This is a genomic window from Streptococcus sp. HMSC065H07, from assembly GCF_001837325.1.
Lineage (GTDB): Bacteria > Bacillota > Bacilli > Lactobacillales > Streptococcaceae > Streptococcus > Streptococcus salivarius_H.
Map to the genome: position 1 here is coordinate 21,082 of NZ_KV832044.1, position 22,435 is coordinate 43,516.

The following is a 22,435-nucleotide window of genomic DNA, read 5'->3' on the forward strand; positions in this document are numbered from 1 at the left end:
TTATCTCCATATTTTACCACAAAAGCCCCCTTTAAACAAGAAATCACTCAAGGATTGACAAAGAAAAAAGCCCTAGTTTAAGGGCTTTCACAATGGATTTGCAAATAAACGAAAACTTTTTTATTAGATTCACTGAAAATATCGACAATAATGCTTTAAAACTACTTCTTAGAGTTCTCTTGGCTCTCTAGGATATCCTCAAAATCATGCAAGAGATTTTCAAAAGCCTGCTCAAAGAAGGCATGGTCGGTGCCGCTATAGGCCTTCATTATCATAGGGCTAGCTTCAAAATCAACGTAGAATTGATAGTCCAAGACACCATTTTTCCAGTAAAATTTAATGCTAGGGGATGCCGTTTTTTCACCGCACATACCAGGAATGGCCCGTTGTAAGCCATAAATGTTATCTCCATAGTCTTTCAGACGATAGTAAGCTCCCTCAAAATAATAAGATTTGCCGATTTCAATACGCTCAAATAGTGCAGCTAAAACTTTTTCATTACTCATACTTAAGCCTCGTTAGGGTGACTGACAATCATCTCCAATTGTCCATCAATTTCCCAATCTGTCACATCATTTGGCAGAATGAAGTGATCACCTTTTTTTAGACAATAAATGCGTGAATCGATAGTCATAGTCCCATTTCCAGAAAGTACCGAACAAAGCAAATAAGGAGCTGATTGCTTGAAGTCAACCAAGCCACTGAGTTTCCATTTATATACGGTGAAGAAGGAGTTTGATGTCAAACAAGTCGACTCTAATTGCAAGGTCTTAACAGTTGCTGGGACGCTATTTTCTGGGTCCCCTAGATTCAAGACATCGAGAGACTGTTGAATATGAAGCTCACGTTTATTGCCCTGATCATCCCTACGATCAAAATCATAGACACGGTAAGTGGTATCGCTAGATTGTTGAGTCTCTAAGATCAAGATACCTGGACCAATAGCATGCATGGTACCACTTGGTACAAAGAAAAAGTCACCTTTCTTAACAGGAGTTTTCGACAAAAGTCCGTCCCAATCACCTGCTTCAATTAAGGACGCCAATTCTTCCTTGGTCTTAGCCTTGTGACCATAAATAATCTCTGCACCCTCTTCAGCATCAATAATATACCAACATTCTGTCTTTCCTAGCTCACCTTCATGCTCTAGTCCATAAGCATCATCAGGGTGTACTTGTACTGAGAGCCAGTCATTAGCGTCCAAAATCTTTGTCAACAAAGGAAAAACACTAGTCTTGGGATTTCCAAAAAGTTCTGGTTTATCCTTGTAAAGTTCTGCCAGATGAAAACCAGCATACTTCCCGTTTTTGACATAGGATACACCATTAGGATGGGCAGAAATTGCCCAGTATTCACCAGTGTGTTCACTGGGAATATCGTAACCAAACTCTGTCTTAAGTCGATTACCTCCCCAGATTTTTTCATGCATTGGCGAATCTAAAAATAAAGGTTCCATTACATCCTCCTGTATAGAGCAAAACGCCTTAAGATCATGTCTTAAAGCGATTTTACATATTTTGCTTATTTGCGTGAGTGTTTGTCAGCTACATCTTTGGCAAGTGCAAAGTTACCAAGCGTCGCAGAGCCATTACCTGAAACAGCAGGTGTCACAATATACTCAGTCACGTCTGGCACTGGAAGGTAACCATTCAAAAGAGCTGTGAATTTTTCACGGACACGACGAAGCATGTGTTCTTGTCCCATAACACCACCCCCAAAGACGATAACTTCTGGACGGTAGAGCACAGTTGCCTGGACAGCAGCTTGAGCAATGTAGTAAGCTTGAACATCCCAAACCTCAGAATTTTGCTCAATCAATTCGCCACGAATACCTGTACGGGCTTCAAGTGATGGACCAGCAGCCAAACCTTCCAAACATCCGCGGTGGAATGGACAAGTTCCGTTAAATTCATTGGAAACATCATTTGGGTGAAGAGGTACATATACGTGACCAGCTTCAGTGTGACCCATACCACCAATGAACTCACCATTTTGAATAGCACCGGCTCCAATACCAGTTCCGATAGTGTAGTAAACAAGACTCTTAACACCTTTACGAACAAGTGTCTCACCATAAGCAGATGAGTTAACATCAGTCGTAAAGTAGAAAGGAATATTAAACTCTTTAGCAATCAAACCAAGAAGGTCGACATTTGACCAATGTGGTTTTGGTGTTGAAGTCACAAAACCATATGTTTCAGAGTTTGGATCAACATCAATTGGTCCAAATGAACCAATTGCAATTCCAGCCAATTGATCTTCATAACGTTTGAAAAATTCAATAGTACGGTCAATTGTTTCGTAAGGTGTAGTTGTTGGGAATTGAGTTTTTTCAACGACTTGGAATTTCTCATCGCCAACAGCACAAACAAATTTTGTACCACCAGCTTCCAAGCTTCCGTAAAGTTTAGCCATAGGTAAAGCTATCTCCTTTTATGATCAATAATAACTATTTATACTATTATAAATAAAAGCTAGGCAAAAGACAATCTAAATGAGACCTTGTTTAAGGAGGTACAGACTACTCTGCTTCATACTTTTCTTTATGAGCCATTTAACTAAAAAAGCCGAATTGGCTTCGACTTTTCTAGCTTATTATTTAACTGCGATGAAGTCTGCACCTTCAGCAACTGAACCAGTCGCTACTGATGAAACATCTTCGAAGTCTGCAGTGTTTGTAACGATAACCATAGTTGTATCGTCAAGACCTGCTTCAGTGATTACTGAGTTATCGAAGGTAGCCAAGACATCACCTTTTTTAATACGTTGATTTGCTTGAACTTTAGCATCAAATCCTTTACCGTCAAGTGAGACAGTGTCGATACCGATGTGGATAAGCACTTCAGCACCTTTATCAGATTTAAGACCGTAAGCGTGACCTGTTGGGAAGGCGATTTGCACTTCACCATCAAATGGTGCGACTACTTGGTTTCCTGAAGGTTTAATAGCGGCACCTTTACCCATAGCTCCTGATGAGAAGACTGGGTCATTAACATTTTCCAAAGCTACAACTTCACCTTTAAGTGGTGCAGCGATTGTTTCGGCTTGCAATGCAACTGGAGCTGATTCTGCAGATGCAATATCTTCAGCAACAACTTCTTTTTGAGCTTCAACTTCTTCCTCTTTGTAACCGAAGATCCAAGTAAGAGCAAAACCAAGAGCAAGTGTTACAAGTACCATGATCACATACTTAAGCACTTGACCGTTAAGGTAAAGAAGAGTACCAGGAACGATTGTTACACCAAATCCTGTACCAGCGAGGTTAAGGATTGAGGCCAACCAACCACCAGCAGCACCAGCGATAAGACCCATGATAAATGGTTTACCGAAACGAAGGTTAACCCCGAAGATAGCTGGTTCAGTGATACCAAGTACCGCTGAAAGAGTTGCAGGGAAAGCAAGTGCTTTCAATTTAGCATCTTTAGTTTTAACACCCACTGCAAGTGTCGCACCAGCTTGGGCAGTCATAGCAGCTGTGATGATAGCGTTAAGTGGGTCTTTACCAGTATTAGCAATGAGGTTAGCTTCAAGCAAGTTAAAGACGTGGTGAACCCCTGTAACGACGATAACTTGGTGAACTCCACCAAGAACAAGACCAGCAAGACCAAATGGCAAGTTAAGAATCCATTCTGTAGCAGCAAGAACATAGCTTTCAACAGTATGGAAGACAGGACCAATGATAAAGAGGGCCAAAGCTGACATTACTGCGAAGACGATAAGTGGACGCAAGAGAAGGTCAAGAACGTCTGGAACCCATTTACGAACCCATTGCTCGAACTTAGCACCAAGCAAACCTACGAAGAAGGCTGGAAGCACTGAGTTTTGGTAACCTACTACTGGAATAAAATCAAAGAAGTAAATTGGTTTAGCAGCACCTGATGCAACATCCCAAGCGTTAGGAAGGGCGTTGTTAACCATCATCAAACCAAGAACCAAACCAAGAAGTGGTGAACCACCAAATACGTTAAAGGCTGACCAACAAATCAAGGCTGGGAAGAAGGCGAAGGCTGTATCTGTCAATACAACTGTGTAAGTATAGAAATCAGTAGCAGCAAAAGCTTTTGATGTTGTACCGAACAAACCAAGAACTGTATCGTTATTGATTGCTCCACGGATACCCATGAAAAGACCAGTCGCTACGATTGCTGGAAGCAATGGAACGAAAACGTCACCGAATGAACGGATAGCACGTTGGAACCAGTTACCTTGTTTAGCAGCTTCTGCTTTTTGTTCGTCTTTAGATGCTGTTGGAAGACCTTGAGCAACGACTTCGTCGTAAATCTTGTTAACAGTACCTGTACCAAAAATCATTTGGTATTGACCTGAGTTAAAGAAAGCACCTTGAACTTTTTCAATGTTCTCAGCCTTTTCTTTATTGATTTTGTTTTCATCTTTGACCATCACACGTAGACGAGTCGCACAGTGAGCAACACTGTTGACGTTTTCACGTCCACCGAGGGCATCGATGACTTCTTTTGCAATTTGTTTGTTATCCATTTGCAAAATTCTCCTTAATAAAATTTGGTATGAAAGCGTTTAGCTTTTCTTTACGATAACTATTTTAGCATCTTTCTGCCATATGTCAACCGTTTAGCATATTTTTTTATTTTTTGTTATAAATCGTTGATTTTTATAGGTAAAACGTTTACTATATTATTAACAAATAGATTAGGAGATTACTAAATATGAATCTACCAACAGAAGTTCGTTACCGTCCATACGCAGATTGGACAGACGAAGAAAAAACAAAGATTAGAGAAAATGTCGCTAAATCACCTTGGCGTGCAAGTTACCATATCGAACCAGAAACAGGGCTTCTTAATGATCCAAACGGTTTTTCTTACTTTAATGGTAAGTTCCAACTTTTCTACCAAAGTTGGCCATTTGGAGCTGCTCATGGTTTGAAACAATGGGTGCATACTGAAACTGAAGATTTGGTTCACTTTACAGAAACTGGTGTCAAACTCTTGCCAGACCATGAAAATGATAGCCACGGTGCCTACTCAGGTTCTGCTTATCAAATCGGTGATAAACTCTTTATCTTCTATACTGGGAACGTTCGTGATGAAAACTGGATTCGTGACCCACGTCAAATCGGCGCTTGGATGGATAAAGACGGCAAAATCGAAAAATTCGACAAGGTTCTTATCAAACAACCTGCTGACGCTACTGGGCACTTCCGTGACCCTCAAATCTTCGATTACAAGGGACAATTCTACGCTATCGTAGGTGCTCAAAACCACGATAAACAAGGTTATATCAAACTTTACAAGGCAGTAGACAATGATGTCGAAAACTGGGTTGAGGTTGGTAATCTTGACTTTGGTGGCACTGGGTCAGAGTACATGATTGAGTGTCCTAACCTTGTCTTTGTAGATGGCAAACCTGTTCTTCTTTATAGCCCACAAGGTCTCGATAAAGCTGAACTTGACTACGGTAACATCTACCCTAACACTTATAAGATTTTCCAAGATTTCGACACAGAAAAACCTGCCCTCGTTGATGGCACACCAATTATCAACTTGGACTACGGATTTGAAGCATATGCAACTCAAGGCTTTAATACTCCAGATGGTCGTGCCCTTATTGTCAGCTGGATCGGTCTTCCAGATGTGGACTATCCAACTGACAAATACGACTACCAAGGGGCTATGAGCTTGGTTAAAGAATTGTCTATTAAAGATGGCAAACTCTACCAATATCCAGTCGAAGCCATTACAAGCTTACGTGCTAGCCAAGAAGATTTCTCTGAAAAAACGGCAACAACTAACACTTACGAGCTTGAACTTAACTTTGAAGCTAACACTCAAACAGAACTTGTCCTCTTCGCAGACCAAGAAGGAAATGGCTTGTCACTTACAGTTGATACTGAAAACGGAAAAGTTATCCTTGACCGTTCTAAAGCTGGTGAACAATATGCTACTGACTTTGGCACAAGCCGTGAATGCGCTCTTGATGCCGGTCAAGCTGCAACAGCAAACATCTTTGTAGACAATTCAATCGTTGAAATTTTCTTCAACAAAGGTGAAAAAGTCTTCACTAGCCGCGTCTTCCCAAGTGCAGAACAAACTGGTATCAAAGTAACGTCAGGAAACGTTTCTGGACACTACTTCGACTTGAAATACTAAGGTGATTTATGGTCGCAAAGCTTACTGACGTTGCCGAACTGGCTGGTGTGAGCCCAACCACAGTTTCTCGCGTCATAAACAAAAAGGGCTACCTCTCACAGAAGACCATTGACAAAGTTCACGCTGCTATGCAAGAACTCAACTATAAACCTAATAATTTAGCTCGAGGTCTTCAAGGAAAGTCGGCCAAACTCGTTGGCTTGATTTTCCCAAATATTTCCAATGTATTTTATGCCGAACTTATTGAACGTCTTGAGGATGAACTCTTTAAGCAAGGTTATAAAACCATTATTTGTAATAGTGAGCATGATCCTAACAAGGAGAGGGACTATTTGGAGATGCTCGCCGCCAACCAATGTGACGGCATCATCTCATCTAGTCACAATCTTGGTATTGAGGATTATGAGAAGGTTGAAGCTCCCATCGTTGCCTTCGACCGTAATCTCGCCCCAAAGATTCCTATTGTTTCGTCTGACAACTTTGAAGGTGGCAAGTTAGCCGCAAGAGCTATGGTCAAGGCTGGCTGTCAACGCATTGTCATGATTACAGGCTATGATAATTCGGATTCTCCAACAGGACTTCGTCAACTAGGTTTTAATTATGAATTGGACAAGGAAGGTATTATTTGTCCTGTTCCAAACGATTTGTCTCTCATGCGACGAGAATTAGAAATCAAATCTATTATCTCTCGTGAAAACCCAGATGGCATCTTTGTTTCGGACGATTTAACAGCTATCTTGGTTATGAAGATAGCTAGACAATTGGGACTTTCTATCCCAGATGACCTAAAAATCATCGGTTATGACGGTACCGCCTTTATCCGTCACTTCTACCCAGAGTTAGCAACTATCCAACAACCTTTGGATGAAATTGCTAAACTTTGTGTCGAAATTCTTCTCAAGAAAATTAAAGGCAAAACAGTTAATCGTGATTATGTACTTCCAGTGAGTCTGATTGCTGGTAGCAGTATATAAATGAAAGTCGCAAGAAATCTCCGCTTGCGACTTTTTTCTTGTTACATTTGTAGAAAAAAAGAAGTTGAAACAAGGCTCAACTTCTTTTGCTTATGCTTCATCTGTCACAAACTGACTAAGTACACCATTAATGAACTTAGCAGATGTTTCATCAGAATATTTTTTAGCGATTTCAATGATTTCGTTAATAGCTACACGTCCTGGTGTTTCTTCAAATGACGTGATTTCATAAAGTCCCAAACGAAGGAGAGTACGATCTGTCACAATCAAACGTGAGAGGCTCCAACTCTCTTTCAACTTTTCTTCAATTTGACTATCAAGTTGGGCCAACTCTTCACGGACACCTGTTACCAGGCTAAGGAGAAAGGCTGGTACATCAACTTCAGTTTCTTCGTCAATTGGCTTGTCATAAGTGTAAGCGAAAAGTGCTTGTTCCAGAGCTTCTCCACCAAATTCAAGGGCAAAAAGCGTTTGAAAAGCACGCTCACGAAGGTCACGACGTGAATCTTTAAAGATATTAGTCATTCAAAAAATCCTCGTTAAACAATTCAGCCAAGTCTGGTTTTTGTGACTTTTCAGTAACAATAGATTCAACGTGAACATTGACTTCTGAAATTGCCACTTCTGCCATATCATAGACAGCTGCTTTAACAGCCTTTTGAATTTCAATTGAAACCGCTGGTACGTTAACCCCATACTGAAGTGAGACGTAGATATCAGCATTTACAGTACCATCTTCTTCTGTTCGGAGGTAAACACCACGTCCCAAGCTTGTTTTGCTGAGACTATCCGTAACATTTTTATTTTGAAGGGCGTAAACACCTTCCACTTTAGTTGCAGCGATACCTGTAATCACTTCGAGCACGCGAGGGGCAATTACAATTTCACCGATATTTTCTGTAGTCATCGCATGTTTCCTTTCCGTTAGTTTGGAAAATAAAGCCTTCAAACCAGTGGTTTGAAAGACTTAGTTGGGCTTAGGCACGTGATACGTAAGTACCTTCAGCTGTGTTGATAACCAATTTTTGACCAGCTTCGATAAAGTCTGGAACGTTAACCACAAGACCAGTTTCAAGTGTTGCAGGTTTACCTGAACCTGTAACTGTTGCACCTTTGATAGATGGTTGTGTTTCAGTAACAGTCAATTCAACAGTTGTTGGAACTTGAACACCAATAACTTCTGTTCCGTAGAATTGGATTTTTACGTCTGAGTTTTCAAGGATAAATTTCAATTCTTCTTGAACGTTGGCTACTGGGATTTCATATTGGTCATATGTTTCAGTGTTCATGAAGTATGCAGTATCATCCATTTGGTACAAGTATTGTGCTGGTACTGTTTCGATGATTGCTTGTTCAAATTTTTCTTCTGGACGATAGCTAGTATCAAAAGTTGAACCTGAGCGAACATCACGCAATTTCATACGCATGATTGTGTTACCTTTACCAGGTTTGTGGTGGCTAGCTTCAAGAACTTTGATCAATTTGCCATCGTTAGTTACGAAAGTCATACCCGCACGGAGTTTACTTGCTTCAATCATTATTAAATACCTCTTTGTAAAAAATTATTATCAGTTTATTTTACCATAAATGATAGCATGGCTCAAATGTTTTATAGATTCAAGCCCAATCCTCAGGCTTTTTTCAAAGAACAAGCTAGTCATCCATTCCTAAGTGAACCTCTGGAACATCATGTTGCAAATAAGAAACGCCTTTTTGTTCCATCAATTCAATCGCAAAGGGATGGGGCCTATAATTGGCCTTGTATGTAATCTTAACAATACCAGCTTGCAAGAGAGCTTTGGTGCAGTTGATACAAGGAAAATGAGTCACATAAATCTCTGTATTTTTGGTAGAAATCCCCTCTTTGGCACATTGAATAAGGGCATTCATCTCTGCGTGTACCGTACGAATACAATGACCATCTTCCATATAGTGGCCTACTTCGTTACAGTTATCAGTCTCAGAAACTCCGCCATTATAACCTGTAGCGATAATACGCTTGTCCTTAACTAAAACAGCTCCAACAAAGGCACGGTCACACGTAGAACGCTTAGAAATCAGCTCTGCATTAGCCATAAAATAATCTTGCCAAGATAAACGGTTTGGCATAAAGTATTCCTCCAAATCTTAGAGAACAATCAATTCCTTAGGCGCAAGGGTAATCAATTCACAACCATTTTCTGTGATAATGATGTCATCTTCGATACGAACACCGTATTTATCAGCCAAATAAACACCTGGCTCGTCCGTCAAGACCATACCAGCTTCGATAGTCTCATCAGAGTTACCAAAGTAAGGAATCTCGTGAATGTCAAGACCGATACCATGTCCAATACCATGTGTAAAGTAGTCACCGTACCCCGCTTCGACAATAACATCACGCGCAACCTTATCATAGTCACGACGTGTCATACCAGCCTTAGCTGCGTCAATCAAGGCCTGGTTAGAACGTAGAACGATATCATAAATTTCACGCTCCTCATCAGTGGTGTCACCAATATGGATAGTACGAGTCATATCGCTAACGTAGTGGTTGTAGTAGCAACCAAAGTCCATCGTTAAGGTTTCACCAGATTGGATAACCTTTTCTGAAGCAACCCCATGAGGCATAGCAGAACGGTAACCTGAAGCAATGATAGACTCAAAGGAAACCCCTGAAGCTCCGTACTCACGCATACGGAAATCTAGGAAGTTTGCCACTTGTAGCTCTGTTGTTTGACCGGGTTTAATGAAATCAAGCACATCTGTAAAGGCACGGTCTGAGATAGAACAAGCCTTACGGATAGTTGCCAATTCTTTTTCATCCTTGATCATACGCAACTCTTCCATGAAGTTGCTTTGTGGTGATAAAGTGTAGCCTTCAAAAATCGCTTGAAGACCTTGATAGTAAGCAAATGATACCTGATTATCAAATCCGATTATTTCCAGTTTATCAGCCTCGATAATTTTAACAATATCCTTAAGCGGATCCTTACTTTCGATAATATCAAAGCCATGCACAGATTGTTTGGCAATGAGGGTATAACGTGAATCCGTTAAGAAGAGGCGACGATTCTTAGTAATGAAGACAGTCGCATTTGTCCCCCAGAAATCTGTTAAATAATAGATATTTTTTTGTCCTGTCACCAACAAGGCATCAAGGCCTGATTGGGCAAGTTTGGCATCAAATCGTTCAAGTCTAAGTTGCATTATGAATTACTCCTTTGGTATTTTAGGTTAATTATACCAAATTTTCAGACTTTAAAGGATTAAATTGGCATTTTAGAGTGTTTTTTTGATGTCATAAAGAAAAAGCCAGATGAAACTCTGACTTTATTAGCATTATACAAAGGCTCGCTTTTCGTAGATAGTTGGCGCAAAGAAGAGCAAAACCAGAGTCCAAGCAAACAAAACAAGGGCTTCGCGAAGACTGAAGAACTGTTGACCGCTAGTAAAAACTGCTCGCATAAAACTAAATGGCACATAAGTCATCAGCTTAGTCATGGTATCCCCTAAACTAGCCAAATAGAGGGTGAAGAAAGTCATTCCTGTTACTCCAAAATAAGCCGTTACAAAGGCTGTCAAGGTATTTTTTACAAACAAGACAAGCAAAGAGGAAACCATATAAATAAAGGCTCCATAGAGTAGGAAATCAATATAGATGTCTCTGATATAATCCCACAAAGAAAAATCTACATGCTGCACAGAATACTTGTAGAAGGCCAACTCCAAAACCAAAATAGTAGCAGCAACTATAGATAACACAAGGAAACTTAAGAGTTTTCGAAGAATAACCTCGCGTCCAGATAAGGAAGACACCCGAATCATATTAATTGTTCGATTCTGAAATTCTCGTCCAAGACTAGATACTGCTAGATAAGCAAAGACGATATCCACGATAAAGGAATAACTGGCAATAATCGCTGATGGCCCAAGGTAATCTCCCTTATAGCCATCACATAAGATTACAATTGCACCAATCAAGGCTACCAATCCAAGACAAATAAAAACACTCCTCGTCACACATTCCTGCTTTAAAAATACCGTTCTCAATTTACTTTTCATTGAATAGCACCTCACTTAATCCTTCTTTTTCATAAGTAAAAGGAATCCCCTCCCGATCCATAACCTGCTTAACAGCTGCTAATCCTTTGACTAAGATGTCATGCTTTTGTCGTTCAAAAGATAGACCATTTAATTTGAGCAGAGACATCAATGACTTCAAACTTAAATCCTCAGTATAAATCTTGTATTTGACATTATTACTGTCATCTAAGTAAATCAGCTTATGATTCTTCAACAAAAAGTTTTTCGTACAAACCTGTTCAAGGTTAGACAGGATATGACTTGAGATAATAAAGGTTAGGCCATGATTTTTAGCTAACTTTTTAATTAATGTGAGGAGACTGTTGATTCCATTAGGGTCTAGACCATTTGTAGGCTCATCAAGAAGGATGAGTTCATCTGAAGCAACTAAGGCGATAAACAAACCCACACGTTGCTTCATTCCCAAAGACAATTTGGAAGCCTTGCGTTTAAGATAGGCTGCTACCTCCAACTCGTCCTTATAACGGTCAATCAACTCATAATCCTTACTGTACAATTTACAATAAAATTTAAGGTTTGCTTCAACAGTCATGTTAGGATATAGGGCTGGAGCTTCAATCAAGGCTCCTACAGTTCTTGTTTTTAAGTCAATAATATCCTTGGGTCCTGCCAAAATACCTGAAACTAGTTTCATCAGGGTTGTCTTCCCTGCACCATTATTACCAATCAAACCGGCAATATCCCCCTTCTCTAACGTGAACGAGATATTATCCAAAACGGTTTGCTTTCCAAAACTATAGGTTAAGCCTTTCACCGCTAGCACTGTCATGTATTTACCTTTCTTTGTTTAAATATATTTCTAATATAAATCTTTAACATCCAAGTGAATAGTTCACTTGGACGATGAAAACTTATAACGCTTATTCTTTTTAACTCTCATGAAAATAAGAGTTATTTAATAATCTGCTATCTTATTTTTCTCAGTTTTAAAATCTCAACTGCAATATAACTTACTTGTCCAACTCCATAACCAATGTCATATGCTACATTTCCCCCAACAATTTCAGAAAGCTTATCAAAGGTTAAAGAATCAAATTTATCCATCATCATTGTATCCATATACATTTTCCCTTAACCTCTAAATCCATCTACAAATCCACGACCAAAATCATAAACCGTGTGAGTAACTACTCCGACTCCATATCCTACAGATGAGTAAATACTTCCACCAACTACAATTGCTAAATCTTTAATATCAATTTTTTGAAATGTATTTTTCATGTTCTCTCCTATTCTTTATTTCATTGACTTCGACTACCTACCACGCTTGACGAAAACCTTTTACAAATTCGTTAATAACGTACTTACCATATTTAACTGGATTGAAACCACCACTGATTTGTTCTAAATCATCATTGGACAACACCGTAAATAATTGTTTTTCTTCTAACATTACAAAGCTCCTTTCTAAATAAAATTCTAAAGTTAGCTTTCTCACCAGCTCTTAGCTACTAAGTCCAAGCTATGACTTCATTATAAGAGCTTAACAAGATAAAAAATAGTGACATAAATGTCACCATTCCATAGAATTAAAGACAAAAAGAAAAGGCTAAGCAAAGAAACTCAACCTAAGACTATAACAATTAGCAGAGAAAATCATTTCTCCTTATCCTTACCCGCTACCCTAAGCGCAAACAAAGAAAAAGCTAGCGAAAGTGTTGACCAGACGAGACAATGGTCAATAAAGGCAACGCCTTCGGTGAGACTTAGCGTAGCATTTATGATCACAATAAATAGCCAGACAATCACGATAACAATGCTTAAACTTCTAATAAGATTATTCTTCTGTTTATCCATATTTCTCTTTCCCATATTTGGTACTCATGGTAACTTCTAATCGCCATAAGGAGGTCTTCTTTTCAACCACCATTTGTTCCAACCCAATCGTTCAGGTAAGGTTTGAGGTCTAGATACAAAATCACCCCCTGTGACATTTTCTAACGTTTCAGCAGTGAGCTCTTCGCCATATGCCTTAGTTCGCATTCTTATTTCTCCTTTCTTGTCAAAAATAAATACAGCAATAACCACTTGGACTATTCAAAAACTAATTGTCTTGATAACCTAGTGGGTTTGGCTATAAGGTCATTATAGGTTCTCTCTTTTCAAAAAAATAGTGACATAAATGTCACTATCACTCAACACAAAAATCCAGGCCTTTATAAGACCTGTTCCAAAACTTGTTTATTTCTACGGTGTTTCAGAATAAGATAAAAAATAACCTCAAAAAGGAGAAAACTAAAATAAAGTCCTAAAACGTAAAGCAAAGTCTCCCATTTATCTGTTGCTGATTGAAAATGGCCGTGATGATCCACTGTACGGATGCTAATCAAAAGACAAACATCTAGAAATAGGGCTAGAAGAATACCATTAAAGCCTATAAAAAAACGCTTTTTAACCATAGTCTGACTCCTGTATGTTTTTTCTTAACCATAGAATAGCAAGCTCAACTTAAACCAGCCTAAAGCAAAAAAAGACTCAAAGAGTCTTTTTACTTTATGTCAATTTTTCTTTCAAATATTGTCCTGTGTAGCTTTCTGGAACGGCTACTACCTCTTCTGGAGTCCCTGTAGCTACGATAGTACCTCCACCGACACCACCTTCAGGACCCAAATCAATAATATGGTCTGCGGTCTTAATAACATCCAAATTGTGCTCAATCACGAGAACCGTGTTACCATCGTCCGCAAAACGCTGAAGTACCTTCAAGAGACGAGCAATGTCATCTGTATGGAGACCAGTCGTAGGTTCATCGAGAATGTAGAAAGACTTCCCAGTAGAGCGTTTGTGAAGCTCACTAGCCAGTTTCATACGCTGAGCCTCACCGCCTGATAGGGTTGTGGCTGGTTGCCCCAGGGTCACATACCCGAGCCCCACGTCCTTGATGGTCTGCACCTTACGAGCAATCTTAGGGATAGCCGCAAAGAAATCAACCGCATCATCAACTGTCATATCCAGAATTTCAGCAATATTCTTCCCCTTATAACGAACTTCTAAGGTCTCAGAATTATAGCGTGTGCCATGACAAACCTCACAGGGTACATAAACATCGGGCAAGAAATGCATCTCAATCTTAATAATCCCATCACCAGAGCAGGCTTCACAACGGCCACCCTTGACATTGAAAGAGAAACGCCCCTTCTTGTAACCGCGAATCTTGGCCTCATTGGTTTGAGCAAAAAGATCACGAATATCGTCGAAGACGCCTGTATAGGTTGCAGGGTTGGAACGTGGAGTACGCCCGATTGGACTTTGGTCAATATCAATCAAACGTTCGATATGCTCGATTCCAGTCACCGATTTATGTTTCCCAGGTTTCTCGCTGTTTCGATTAAGCTCTTGGGCAATCTTTTTCTTGAGAATACCGTTAACCAAAGTTGACTTCCCAGAACCAGAAACACCTGTCACTGCGATTAATTTCCCAAGTGGAAATTTGACAGACACATTCTTAAGGTTATTTTCACTGGCTCCTTTAACCTCAATAAAACGACCATTCCCTACACGGCGTTCCAGAGGAACAGGAATTGATTTAGCACCTGACAGGTACTGACCAGTAATTGATTTTTTGTTTTTAGCCACTTCCTCTGGGGTTCCCGAGGCCATGATTTGCCCACCAAAGGCACCAGCACCAGGTCCCACATCAATAAGCCAGTCAGCCTCACGCATGGTATCTTCATCATGCTCCACCACAATCAAAGTATTGCCCAAGTCACGCATCTTTTTAAGACTTGAAATCAAGCGATCATTGTCACGCTGATGAAGCCCAATAGAAGGCTCATCCAACACATATAGGACTCCAGAAAGGTTAGAGCCAATCTGTGTCGCCAAACGGATACGCTGACTCTCACCACCTGAAAGGGTTCCAGCCATACGAGAGAGAGTCAAATAATTAAGGCCTACATTATTTAAGAAAGTCAAGCGATCCTTGATTTCCTTAACAATTGGACGAGCGATCACTCCCTCGTTTTCACCTAATTCAAGGTTATCGATTTCCTTAAGATGATCTGAAATAGACAAATCAGAGATTTGACCAATATTGAGGCCATTCTCACCACCAACACGAACCGAGAGTGCTGCTTCGTTAAGACGATAGCCATGACAAGTTGGACATGACAGCTCATTCATATAACCTCGCATGACATTGCGAGTGAAATCACTATTGGTCTCGTGATAGCGACGATTGATATTAGTCACAACCCCTTCAAAAGGAATGTCAATATCACGCACCCCACCAAAATCATTAACATAATGGAAATGGAATTCACGATCCCCAGATCCGTAGAGAATCAAATCTTGTTCTTCTTTTTTAAGATCTTCAAATGGCGTATCCATATCCACGCCGAACTGCTCCATAGCCTGCTCAAGCATGGCTGGATAGTAGTTGGACGAAATAGGATTCCAAGGCGCCAGAGCACCTTCACGTAAGGTCTTACTAGCATCAGGGATAACCAAATCCATATCAACTTCCAGTTTATTACCCAAACCATCACAGGTCGGACAAGAGCCGAATGGCGCATTGAATGAAAAGAGACGAGGTTCTAACTCTGGCACTGTGAAGCCACAAACCGGACAAGAATAATGTTCTGAGTAAAGCAGCTCATTATCATCCATGGTATCCACAATCAAGTAGCCATCTGCTAAACGTAGGGCCGCCTCAACCGAATCAAAGAGACGACTACGGATACCATCCTTATTCACCAAGCGGTCCACAACCACTTCGATATTATGCATCTTAGACTTAGACAACTCTGGCACTTCTGTGACATCGTAAATCTCACCATCTACACGAACACGAACATAACCGTCCTTTTGTACACGCTCAAAAACGGCCTTGTGTTGCCCTTTTCTACGACGAACAATCGGCGCTAAAATCTGCATACGCGTACGCTCAGGAAGAGCTAGAACCTCGTCCACAATCTGTTCCACAGAGGACGACTGAATGGCTCCATGACCATTAGGACAATAAGGGACACCCACACGCGCATACAGAAGACGAAGATAGTCATTAATCTCTGTTGCCGTTCCGACCGTCGAACGAGGGTTTTTGCTTGTTGTTTTCTGGTCAATGGAGATGGCAGGACTCAAACCATCAATCGAGTCCACATCAGGTTTCTCCATATTTCCCAAAAACTGGCGGGCATAGGCTGAGAGACTTTCCACATAACGACGTTGCCCCTCTGCATAGATGGTATCAAAGGCCAAGGAAGACTTACCAGAACCTGACAAGCCCGTCACCACCACCAGTTTATCACGCGGAATCTCCACATCGATATTTTTTAAATTGTGAGCTCTTGCTCCATGAATCACTAACTTATCTTGCATATTTTTAAGAGGCCCTAGCCCAAAAGCTACTGCCGCTCCTTTCTACAGACGGATGGAAAATCCATCCCGACTTTCTCTCATAATTATAACAAAATTTCAATTTATCCAGCCCAAAAATGTTTCAAATGTAGTATAATGGTGGAGTGTCTAAAAAAGGCAAGGAACATCATCCCAAGCCTCTTTTGACAGCACTAAAAAAGTTAAGAGCAGTGTTAATTGGACTTAAAAGCGATTCTACAAATCCTTTTATAATCAAGACGCTAGCGCTTACTTAATGACGAAGGAGGGGTTCCCATTGAAACAGATGTTCTTATCCACCGGAAAAGAATTCAATGAAATTGAAACATTCGAGCCTGGTGCTTGGATTCATTTGGTGAACCCTTCCCAAGAAGAAGCCATGAAGGTCGCAGAACGGTTTAACATTGATATTCAAGACCTCCGTGCCCCTCTGGACGTGGAAGAAACTTCACGTATCGATGTCGAAGATGACTACACCCTAATTCTGGTCGACGTTCCAACCCATGAAGAGCGTAATAACAAAAGCTACTACGTCACTATTCCATTGGGTATCATCGTTACCGATGAGGTGGTTGTTACTACTTGTCTTGAGGACATTAGTCTCATGGATAACTTCCTCAACCACCGTGTACGTAACTTCTACACCTTCATGAAGACCCGTTTTGTCTTTCAGATTCTCTATCGCAATGCTCAACTTTACCTAACTGCCCTACGCTCTATCGACCGTCAGAGTGATAAATTGGAAGCTCAGTTGGAAAATGCGACTAAAAACGAGCACTTGATTGACATGATGGAATTGGAAAAATCCATTGTCTATCTAAAAGCCTCACTTAAGATGAATGAGCGAATTGTCAAAAAGCTAACAGGTAACGCCTCTAGCTTGAAAAAATATATCGAGGACGAGGATCTCTTGGAAGATACACTGGTCGAAACCCAACAGGCCATTGAGATGGCAGGCATCTATGAAAATGTCTTGAATGCCATGGCTGAAACCTCTGCCTCTATTATCGGCAATAACCAGAACACAATCATGAAAACACTCGCTCTCATGACTATGGCTCTGGACATCCCAACCGTTATCTTCTCCGCCTACGGTATGAACTTTAAAAACAATTCTATGCCTCTAAACGATTTAGATAACGCCTTTTGGGTCATCTTCTTCATGGCAGCCTTCGGGTCATCCTGCGTTGTTATCTACTTTATCAGGAAAAAATGGTTCTAACATAGAGCCTCTTCTTTTCCCTAAACTACAAAACTAAAAAAATAATACTATTTATCGAAAGGTCATCTCATGGACATCCAAAAACTCACCAAGAAAAACCAAGAATTTATCCACATCGCAACTAACCAACTCATCAAAGATGGTAAATCAGACCAAGAAATCAAAGACATTCTTGGCAATGTCATTCCTGAACTTATCGAAAATCAAAAAAAAGGAATTACAGGACGTGGACTCCTTGGTGCTCCAACTGTTTGGGCTGCTAGTTTCTCTCCTGAAAAACACCATAAACCTGAAACTGGTAAGCCTAACAAAGAAGTGCCAGAAACAGATAAAACACCTTGGAAGATGTGGCTTGATACCTCACTCTTCCTTCTAGCCATCGTTGCTATCATGAACGCAATCTTTGGTTTCTCAGGTACACAAACTAGCTACGGTCTCACAACCCTTCTTTCAGTGTCATTCATTGGAGGCCTTGCTATGTATACCCCTTATCACTACATCTACCGTCACAATAACAAACCAAAAGAAGAACGTCCAAAATGGTGGTTCAGCATGACCGTCATCACACTCTCTTTTATTGCATGGTTTGCTCTCTTTAGTCTTACAGCCCTTCTTCCAAGCTACCTTAACCCTGGTCTTTCACCAATTGTGATCCTTATCATTGGTGTCATCGCTGGTGTTGCCAAATACTTCTTCAAACGTCACTACAACGTTCAAAGTACTTACGCACCTGCATCTTAATCATTCTCAACCTCAAGCACCTTTATGGGTGCTTTTTTACGTCAGAAATCTTGACACAGTTGGCTATTCTATACTAAAATGTTAAAGTTAATAGACAAAAGAAAGAATTCCAATAGATGCGTATCAAATTCCCTCTACTAATCATTGCTTGCTGCCTACTACTTATGGCTTGTGGCCACAAGAATACTCAGAAAAACTATCAAGCTTACTATAGTTTTAACAATGTGACGACTTCTACTCAGGAAAAACAGCTAGCAAAAGCCTTAAAAAGCAAGGGCATTCCGACAAAAGACTGGGACAATCTAGCCCCTTATATTAGTCGTTACAATCAGGAAAATACAAACCTCCAACCTGTTGTCAAAAAATGGACCCAAAGTAAAATCGGCAAGGATCAAAATCAATTTGTCACCTTCCTTAATGAAAAAACTTTCGAAGATAACAAATCACATTTTACTGATGACTTAAACTGCCGACGAACATCGTTCCTCCTTCTTCATGATCTTATTACAAGTTCAGAGGACCTCACCAAATTGGACCTCCCCCTTCAAAACGAATTTATAGATCTTAAGTCACGCCACAAAGAGCTAACTGCCAAGGATCAAGCTCTCTATAGTCTCCTCTTTGGGGATAATATCAGCTATCAGTCTACGGATGACCTCCTTAAAGCTTGGAAAAAAGCTGGACTCAAGTTCCCAAAAAAGGTTAAACTCCTCTCAGTCTTTCAAAGTAGCCCTGGTGATGTCAGCAATTTCCACACGGCTATAGCTTATGAAAAAGATGGCAGTATCTATGTCTTTGAAAAACAGGACCCTACACTTCCTTACAGGTGGAGCCGCTTCAATAATTGGGCGGATATCAAAACACACTGGTTATCAAACCGCTTCAAGGTCTTCAAAGATAATGTCGATATCCTCGTTAACGACCAAAAATTTGATGATTTCTTAGAAAACACACTCTATATACCACAAACCAACCAACTAGCTCCTCAAGATAAATGAGAAGACCAGTTGGTTTTTCTTTTTCCCTAAAGTATAAAATAAAACTCTCCACTGTCAGCCCTAGAAATAACAAAAGCCTACAAAATCAAGGCAGAAAAAAACACCCTCAGTCGAGGGCATTATTTTTAGTCTTCGTTTACGTAAGGCATAAGTGCCATAACGCGAGCGCGTTTAATCGCTGTTGTTACTTTACGTTGGTTTTTAGCTGAAGTTCCTGTTACACGACGTGGAAGAATTTTACCACGTTCTGAAACGAAACGGCTAAGAAGCTCAGTATCTTTGTAATCAACATATTCGATTTTGTTAGCTGCGATGTAATCAACTTTTTTACGGCGTTTGAATCCGCCACGACGTTGTTGAGCCATGTTTATTTCTCCTTTATATATTTAATTCGTTTTGTCCATTCTTAGAATGGGAGATCGTCATCTGAAATATCCATTGGATTTGAATTACCAAATGGACTCTCATCACGACCGAAGTTTGGTGTAGATTGTGCAGGTTGTGATCCACCAAATGAACCACCAGTTGAAGCTCCTCCACCGAATGAATTTGAATTATCAAATCCTCCAGCGTTGTAAGAACCACCACTGTGACCTTCACGTGCCGCACGGCTTTCCAACATTTGGAAATTATCAGCGACAACTTCAGTTACGTAAACACGTTGACCTTGTTGATTTTCATAGTTACGAGTCTGAATACGACCTGTAATTCCAATCAATGCGCCTTTCTTAGCCCAGTTAGCCAAATTTTCAGCTTGCTGGCGCCAGATAACACAGTTAATAAAGTCAGTTTCACGTTCACCATTAGCACCCTTGAAGTTACGATTAACTGCAAGACTGAATGTAGCAACTGCAACATTACTTGGTGTATAACGAAGTTCCGCATCACGGGTCATGCGACCAACGAGTACGACATTATTAATCATAATCTACCTTCTTACGCGTCAAGTTTAACGATCATGTGACGAAGAATGTCACCGTTGATTTTTGAAAGACGGTCAAACTCGTTAAGAGCAAAATCGTTATCAGATTCAACGTTAACAACGTGGTAAAGTCCTTCACGGAAATCTTGGATTTCGTATGCAAGACGACGTTTTTCCCAATCTTTTGATTCAACAACAGTTGCACCGTTGTCAGTCAAGATAGAATCGAAACGTGCTACCAAAGCGTTTTTAGCTTCTTCTTCAATGTTTGGACGAATGATATAAAGAATTTCGTATTTAGCCATTGATATTTTCCTCCTCTTTTGGTCTAATGACTCATGGTCTTTCTCCACGAGTAAGTGAGGTGCACTCACAAGATATGATTTTACCAAAGAATAGGAGATATTGCAAGGAAAAACTTATTAACTTTATCTTCCAAATAGTAAAAAGTTTAAATGACCAAGAAAAGAGCTAGACCTCATCAGTTATCTTTTCTCTGACTAAACTTCATGCTAAAATAAGAGAATGCTTTATCATAAAAAGAAATTAGGGGAAAAACTAGGACTTCCAACCTTTAACCACTACTACAATATTCCTATTACTACCCTAGAATATGATTTTAAAAACTTAGGTCCAAGTGATACCTACATTATCACTTTTAAACAGGACAATAACCTCTTTGTTGTTGACATAAGACATCAGCTTGGTCATACCAGTCATTTTGATACCGTCTCCCTCTTTGAACAAGATAATCTCTTATCAGGTATCGCTGCTGTCCCTTTAGCCTCTGTTCCTAGCATACAAATCTTGTCTTTTCCAGACAAGTTACACTCTCTGAACCCTAGTCAGCGTCTAAAAAATCTCGTCGCTCTTTACTACAAGGATGAAGAAATCATGCGTTACCTCAAGACGAATAAAAATATCGGTGATCAGGTGACAAGATATCAATTAGAGGCTGATCGACTAGAAAGACAAGGTAAGAGTTTTGACTTCTTCAAGTACACCAGTCGTGGCAAAGTACGAGAAGAAGACGGTCTATCGGAAGTGTCTAGCAAGGACTACGACTTCATTCCTGATTTTCATCCCTTCTTAACCTCACCAAGAAGCCAGCAGGTTTTAAGCGTCCCAGTAACCTACTGTGATGACAAAACGAAACAGACCGCTAAAATAGACATCATGGGGTGGTATATCAAGGACCAGCAACTTAAGATTCGTTGGAAACCCAAGTACATGCGCAAACGGCGATGGCGCTCATCACGTATCTCAATTGATATCGTGACCGACAACTACTTCTTCCAAGGACAAATCTATAGAGATAGTAGTGCTCCCATATTTCTGAACAACCTAAGCTTTGATAGCAAGATTCCTAAGAGCTTCCTGCCGCATCTTAAAAATCAATACCAAATCTTTATGGCTCTAGTCGAAGAACAAAAAAGACTGGCTCTCCTACGAAAGGTCCAGTTAAACAATAAGGATTAAGTACCTTTCAGCAAAATTCAACATATCAAAAAGCTCATTCTTACACGCTAGAATGAGCTTTTAAGATTCTTCAATTGTCATTAGAACATCCTTTTGGAATTTCGTAAAAAATATTTTCATAAGGAGGAGTCATTGTGTGTCACCATTTTTATACCTAGCAATCATAGATTACCTCCATCAACTTACAAACAACTTTCAAGCATTGTAAATTTTCTATTACATCGGTATCACTCCCTAAGCTATTTTATGCAATAACTTGAAGTGTCTCCATTTTTATAACGTCCTAAATTCATCATCATAGTAATCGCCTCCGATTCTTATGATTTGAGACCTATCTCCCCATTGACCACTCAATGAGGTTTACTTGTCGCCGTTCTTATAACGACTTACATCAAACATCAACATAAGCGTCACCTCGGTACTTTGTTACAAGATTTAAGCATTTAACTTTTGTCGATAGATTACTCATTTGGCATTGGTATCACTCCTTAAGCTATTTTACGCAACAGCTTAAGTGTCTCCATTTTTATACCTACTAACATTTCTCA

27 protein-coding genes are annotated in these 22,435 nt (G+C 40.0%); 6 read left to right on the forward strand and 21 right to left on the reverse strand.

The features are described from left to right. Positions 1-161: 161 nt before the first annotated feature. The 4 genes from HMPREF2637_RS09330 to HMPREF2637_RS09345 all read right to left on the reverse strand — a co-directional run bounded on the left by HMPREF2637_RS09330 (position 162) and on the right by HMPREF2637_RS09345 (position 4,497). Positions 162-506 carry a hypothetical protein gene (locus HMPREF2637_RS09330; protein ID WP_256316150.1) on the reverse strand — a complete coding sequence of 115 codons (345 nt, stop codon included), beginning with the start codon at positions 504-506 and terminating at the stop codon, positions 162-164. Positions 507-508: 2 nt separating this feature from the next. Continuing rightward, complete coding sequence (manA, locus tag HMPREF2637_RS09335; RefSeq protein WP_060971692.1) at positions 509-1,456, reverse strand: mannose-6-phosphate isomerase, class I; 948 nt, start codon at positions 1,454-1,456, stop codon at positions 509-511. A 65-nt stretch (positions 1,457-1,521) separates the two neighbouring features. After that, complete coding sequence (gene scrK / locus HMPREF2637_RS09340) at positions 1,522-2,415, reverse strand: fructokinase ScrK (protein ID WP_002891824.1); 894 nt, start codon at positions 2,413-2,415, stop codon at positions 1,522-1,524. Between the two features lie 180 nt (positions 2,416-2,595). After that, positions 2,596-4,497, reverse strand: a complete 1,902-nt coding sequence (locus tag HMPREF2637_RS09345; RefSeq protein WP_064523071.1) for a sucrose-specific PTS transporter subunit IIBC — start codon at positions 4,495-4,497, stop codon at positions 2,596-2,598. A 188-nt stretch (positions 4,498-4,685) separates the two neighbouring features. Between HMPREF2637_RS09345 and HMPREF2637_RS09350 the strand changes: the two genes are divergently transcribed. Beyond that, the gene (locus HMPREF2637_RS09350; protein WP_014632609.1) at positions 4,686-6,128 is read left to right on the forward strand and encodes a sucrose-6-phosphate hydrolase; all 1,443 of its coding nucleotides are present in this window, start codon (positions 4,686-4,688) and stop codon (positions 6,126-6,128) included. 8 nt (positions 6,129-6,136) lie between these two features. Further along, positions 6,137-7,102: a LacI family DNA-binding transcriptional regulator gene (locus HMPREF2637_RS09355; RefSeq protein ID WP_064523074.1), complete on the forward strand. Its 966-nt coding sequence runs from the start codon at positions 6,137-6,139 to the stop codon at positions 7,100-7,102. A 90-nt stretch (positions 7,103-7,192) separates the two neighbouring features. Here HMPREF2637_RS09355 and nusB read toward each other — a convergent pair whose 3' ends face one another. From nusB to uvrA, 14 genes are all read right to left on the reverse strand, one after another. Further along, entirely contained in the window at positions 7,193-7,627 is a 435-nt protein-coding gene (nusB, locus tag HMPREF2637_RS09360; protein ID WP_048674951.1) for a transcription antitermination factor NusB, read from the reverse strand. Continuing rightward, entirely contained in the window at positions 7,620-8,009 is a 390-nt protein-coding gene (locus tag HMPREF2637_RS09365; protein WP_002884704.1) for an Asp23/Gls24 family envelope stress response protein, read from the reverse strand. The genes nusB and HMPREF2637_RS09365 overlap by 8 nt, the downstream gene beginning before the upstream one ends. 70 nt (positions 8,010-8,079) lie before the next feature. After that, positions 8,080-8,640 carry an elongation factor P gene (gene efp / locus HMPREF2637_RS09370; RefSeq protein ID WP_002891830.1) on the reverse strand — a complete coding sequence of 187 codons (561 nt, stop codon included), beginning with the start codon at positions 8,638-8,640 and terminating at the stop codon, positions 8,080-8,082. Positions 8,641-8,755: 115 nt separating this feature from the next. After that, the gene (locus HMPREF2637_RS09375) at positions 8,756-9,211 is read right to left on the reverse strand and encodes a deoxycytidylate deaminase (protein ID WP_002884736.1); all 456 of its coding nucleotides are present in this window, start codon (positions 9,209-9,211) and stop codon (positions 8,756-8,758) included. Positions 9,212-9,229: 18 nt separating this feature from the next. Next, positions 9,230-10,291, reverse strand: coding sequence for a M24 family metallopeptidase (locus tag HMPREF2637_RS09380; RefSeq protein ID WP_013991173.1), 1,062 nt, complete (start codon positions 10,289-10,291; stop codon positions 9,230-9,232). A 132-nt stretch (positions 10,292-10,423) separates the two neighbouring features. Next, positions 10,424-11,146: a hypothetical protein gene (locus tag HMPREF2637_RS09385; RefSeq protein WP_225791566.1), complete on the reverse strand. Its 723-nt coding sequence runs from the start codon at positions 11,144-11,146 to the stop codon at positions 10,424-10,426. Continuing rightward, positions 11,136-11,957 (reverse strand): ABC transporter ATP-binding protein, encoded by an 822-nt coding sequence (locus HMPREF2637_RS11335; RefSeq protein WP_064523077.1) that lies wholly within the window; start codon positions 11,955-11,957, stop codon positions 11,136-11,138. The genes HMPREF2637_RS09385 and HMPREF2637_RS11335 overlap by 11 nt, the downstream gene beginning before the upstream one ends. A gap of 137 nt (positions 11,958-12,094) precedes the next feature. Further along, the gene (locus HMPREF2637_RS11340; RefSeq protein ID WP_164555397.1) at positions 12,095-12,247 is read right to left on the reverse strand and encodes a hypothetical protein; all 153 of its coding nucleotides are present in this window, start codon (positions 12,245-12,247) and stop codon (positions 12,095-12,097) included. A gap of 12 nt (positions 12,248-12,259) precedes the next feature. Beyond that, a complete protein-coding gene (locus tag HMPREF2637_RS11345) occupies positions 12,260-12,409 on the reverse strand; it encodes a hypothetical protein (protein WP_021152571.1) in 150 nt (49 codons plus the stop codon). Between the two features lie 37 nt (positions 12,410-12,446). Further along, positions 12,447-12,581, reverse strand: a complete 135-nt coding sequence (locus HMPREF2637_RS09395) for a bacteriocin (RefSeq protein WP_037599086.1) — start codon at positions 12,579-12,581, stop codon at positions 12,447-12,449. A gap of 203 nt (positions 12,582-12,784) precedes the next feature. Beyond that, the gene (locus tag HMPREF2637_RS09400) at positions 12,785-12,985 is read right to left on the reverse strand and encodes a hypothetical protein (RefSeq protein WP_064523080.1); all 201 of its coding nucleotides are present in this window, start codon (positions 12,983-12,985) and stop codon (positions 12,785-12,787) included. A 36-nt stretch (positions 12,986-13,021) separates the two neighbouring features. Next, positions 13,022-13,171: a hypothetical protein gene (locus HMPREF2637_RS11350; RefSeq protein ID WP_014632605.1), complete on the reverse strand. Its 150-nt coding sequence runs from the start codon at positions 13,169-13,171 to the stop codon at positions 13,022-13,024. 173 nt (positions 13,172-13,344) lie between these two features. Further along, positions 13,345-13,587, reverse strand: a complete 243-nt coding sequence (locus HMPREF2637_RS09405; RefSeq protein ID WP_064523083.1) for a DUF3923 family protein — start codon at positions 13,585-13,587, stop codon at positions 13,345-13,347. 94 nt (positions 13,588-13,681) lie between these two features. Next, positions 13,682-16,507, reverse strand: a complete 2,826-nt coding sequence (gene uvrA / locus HMPREF2637_RS09410) for an excinuclease ABC subunit UvrA (RefSeq protein WP_064523086.1) — start codon at positions 16,505-16,507, stop codon at positions 13,682-13,684. A gap of 295 nt (positions 16,508-16,802) precedes the next feature. Here uvrA and HMPREF2637_RS09415 point away from each other — a divergent pair, with 295 nt between their 5' ends. The 3 genes from HMPREF2637_RS09415 to HMPREF2637_RS09425 all read left to right on the forward strand — a co-directional run bounded on the left by HMPREF2637_RS09415 (position 16,803) and on the right by HMPREF2637_RS09425 (position 19,486). Then, positions 16,803-17,747, forward strand: a complete 945-nt coding sequence (locus HMPREF2637_RS09415) for a magnesium transporter CorA family protein (protein WP_064523089.1) — start codon at positions 16,803-16,805, stop codon at positions 17,745-17,747. A gap of 69 nt (positions 17,748-17,816) precedes the next feature. Further along, positions 17,817-18,488 (forward strand): DUF1129 domain-containing protein, encoded by a 672-nt coding sequence (locus HMPREF2637_RS09420; RefSeq protein ID WP_014635046.1) that lies wholly within the window; start codon positions 17,817-17,819, stop codon positions 18,486-18,488. A gap of 116 nt (positions 18,489-18,604) precedes the next feature. After that, a complete protein-coding gene (locus HMPREF2637_RS09425) occupies positions 18,605-19,486 on the forward strand; it encodes a DUF4300 family protein (RefSeq protein WP_014635047.1) in 882 nt (293 codons plus the stop codon). Between the two features lie 125 nt (positions 19,487-19,611). Here HMPREF2637_RS09425 and rpsR read toward each other — a convergent pair whose 3' ends face one another. Genes rpsR through rpsF form a run of 3 tightly spaced genes read right to left on the reverse strand, consistent with a single transcriptional unit; the run spans position 19,612 to position 20,713 of the window. Beyond that, the gene (gene rpsR / locus HMPREF2637_RS09430) at positions 19,612-19,851 is read right to left on the reverse strand and encodes a 30S ribosomal protein S18 (protein ID WP_000068665.1); all 240 of its coding nucleotides are present in this window, start codon (positions 19,849-19,851) and stop codon (positions 19,612-19,614) included. 41 nt (positions 19,852-19,892) lie between these two features. Then, complete coding sequence (locus HMPREF2637_RS09435; protein WP_002891844.1) at positions 19,893-20,411, reverse strand: single-stranded DNA-binding protein; 519 nt, start codon at positions 20,409-20,411, stop codon at positions 19,893-19,895. Positions 20,412-20,422: 11 nt separating this feature from the next. Continuing rightward, entirely contained in the window at positions 20,423-20,713 is a 291-nt protein-coding gene (gene rpsF / locus HMPREF2637_RS09440; RefSeq protein ID WP_002884188.1) for a 30S ribosomal protein S6, read from the reverse strand. A gap of 220 nt (positions 20,714-20,933) precedes the next feature. On the opposite strand from rpsF, the gene HMPREF2637_RS09445 reads away from it, so the two are divergent. Beyond that, positions 20,934-21,887 (forward strand): hypothetical protein, encoded by a 954-nt coding sequence (locus HMPREF2637_RS09445; protein ID WP_014635048.1) that lies wholly within the window; start codon positions 20,934-20,936, stop codon positions 21,885-21,887. Positions 21,888-22,435: the final 548 nt, after the last annotated feature.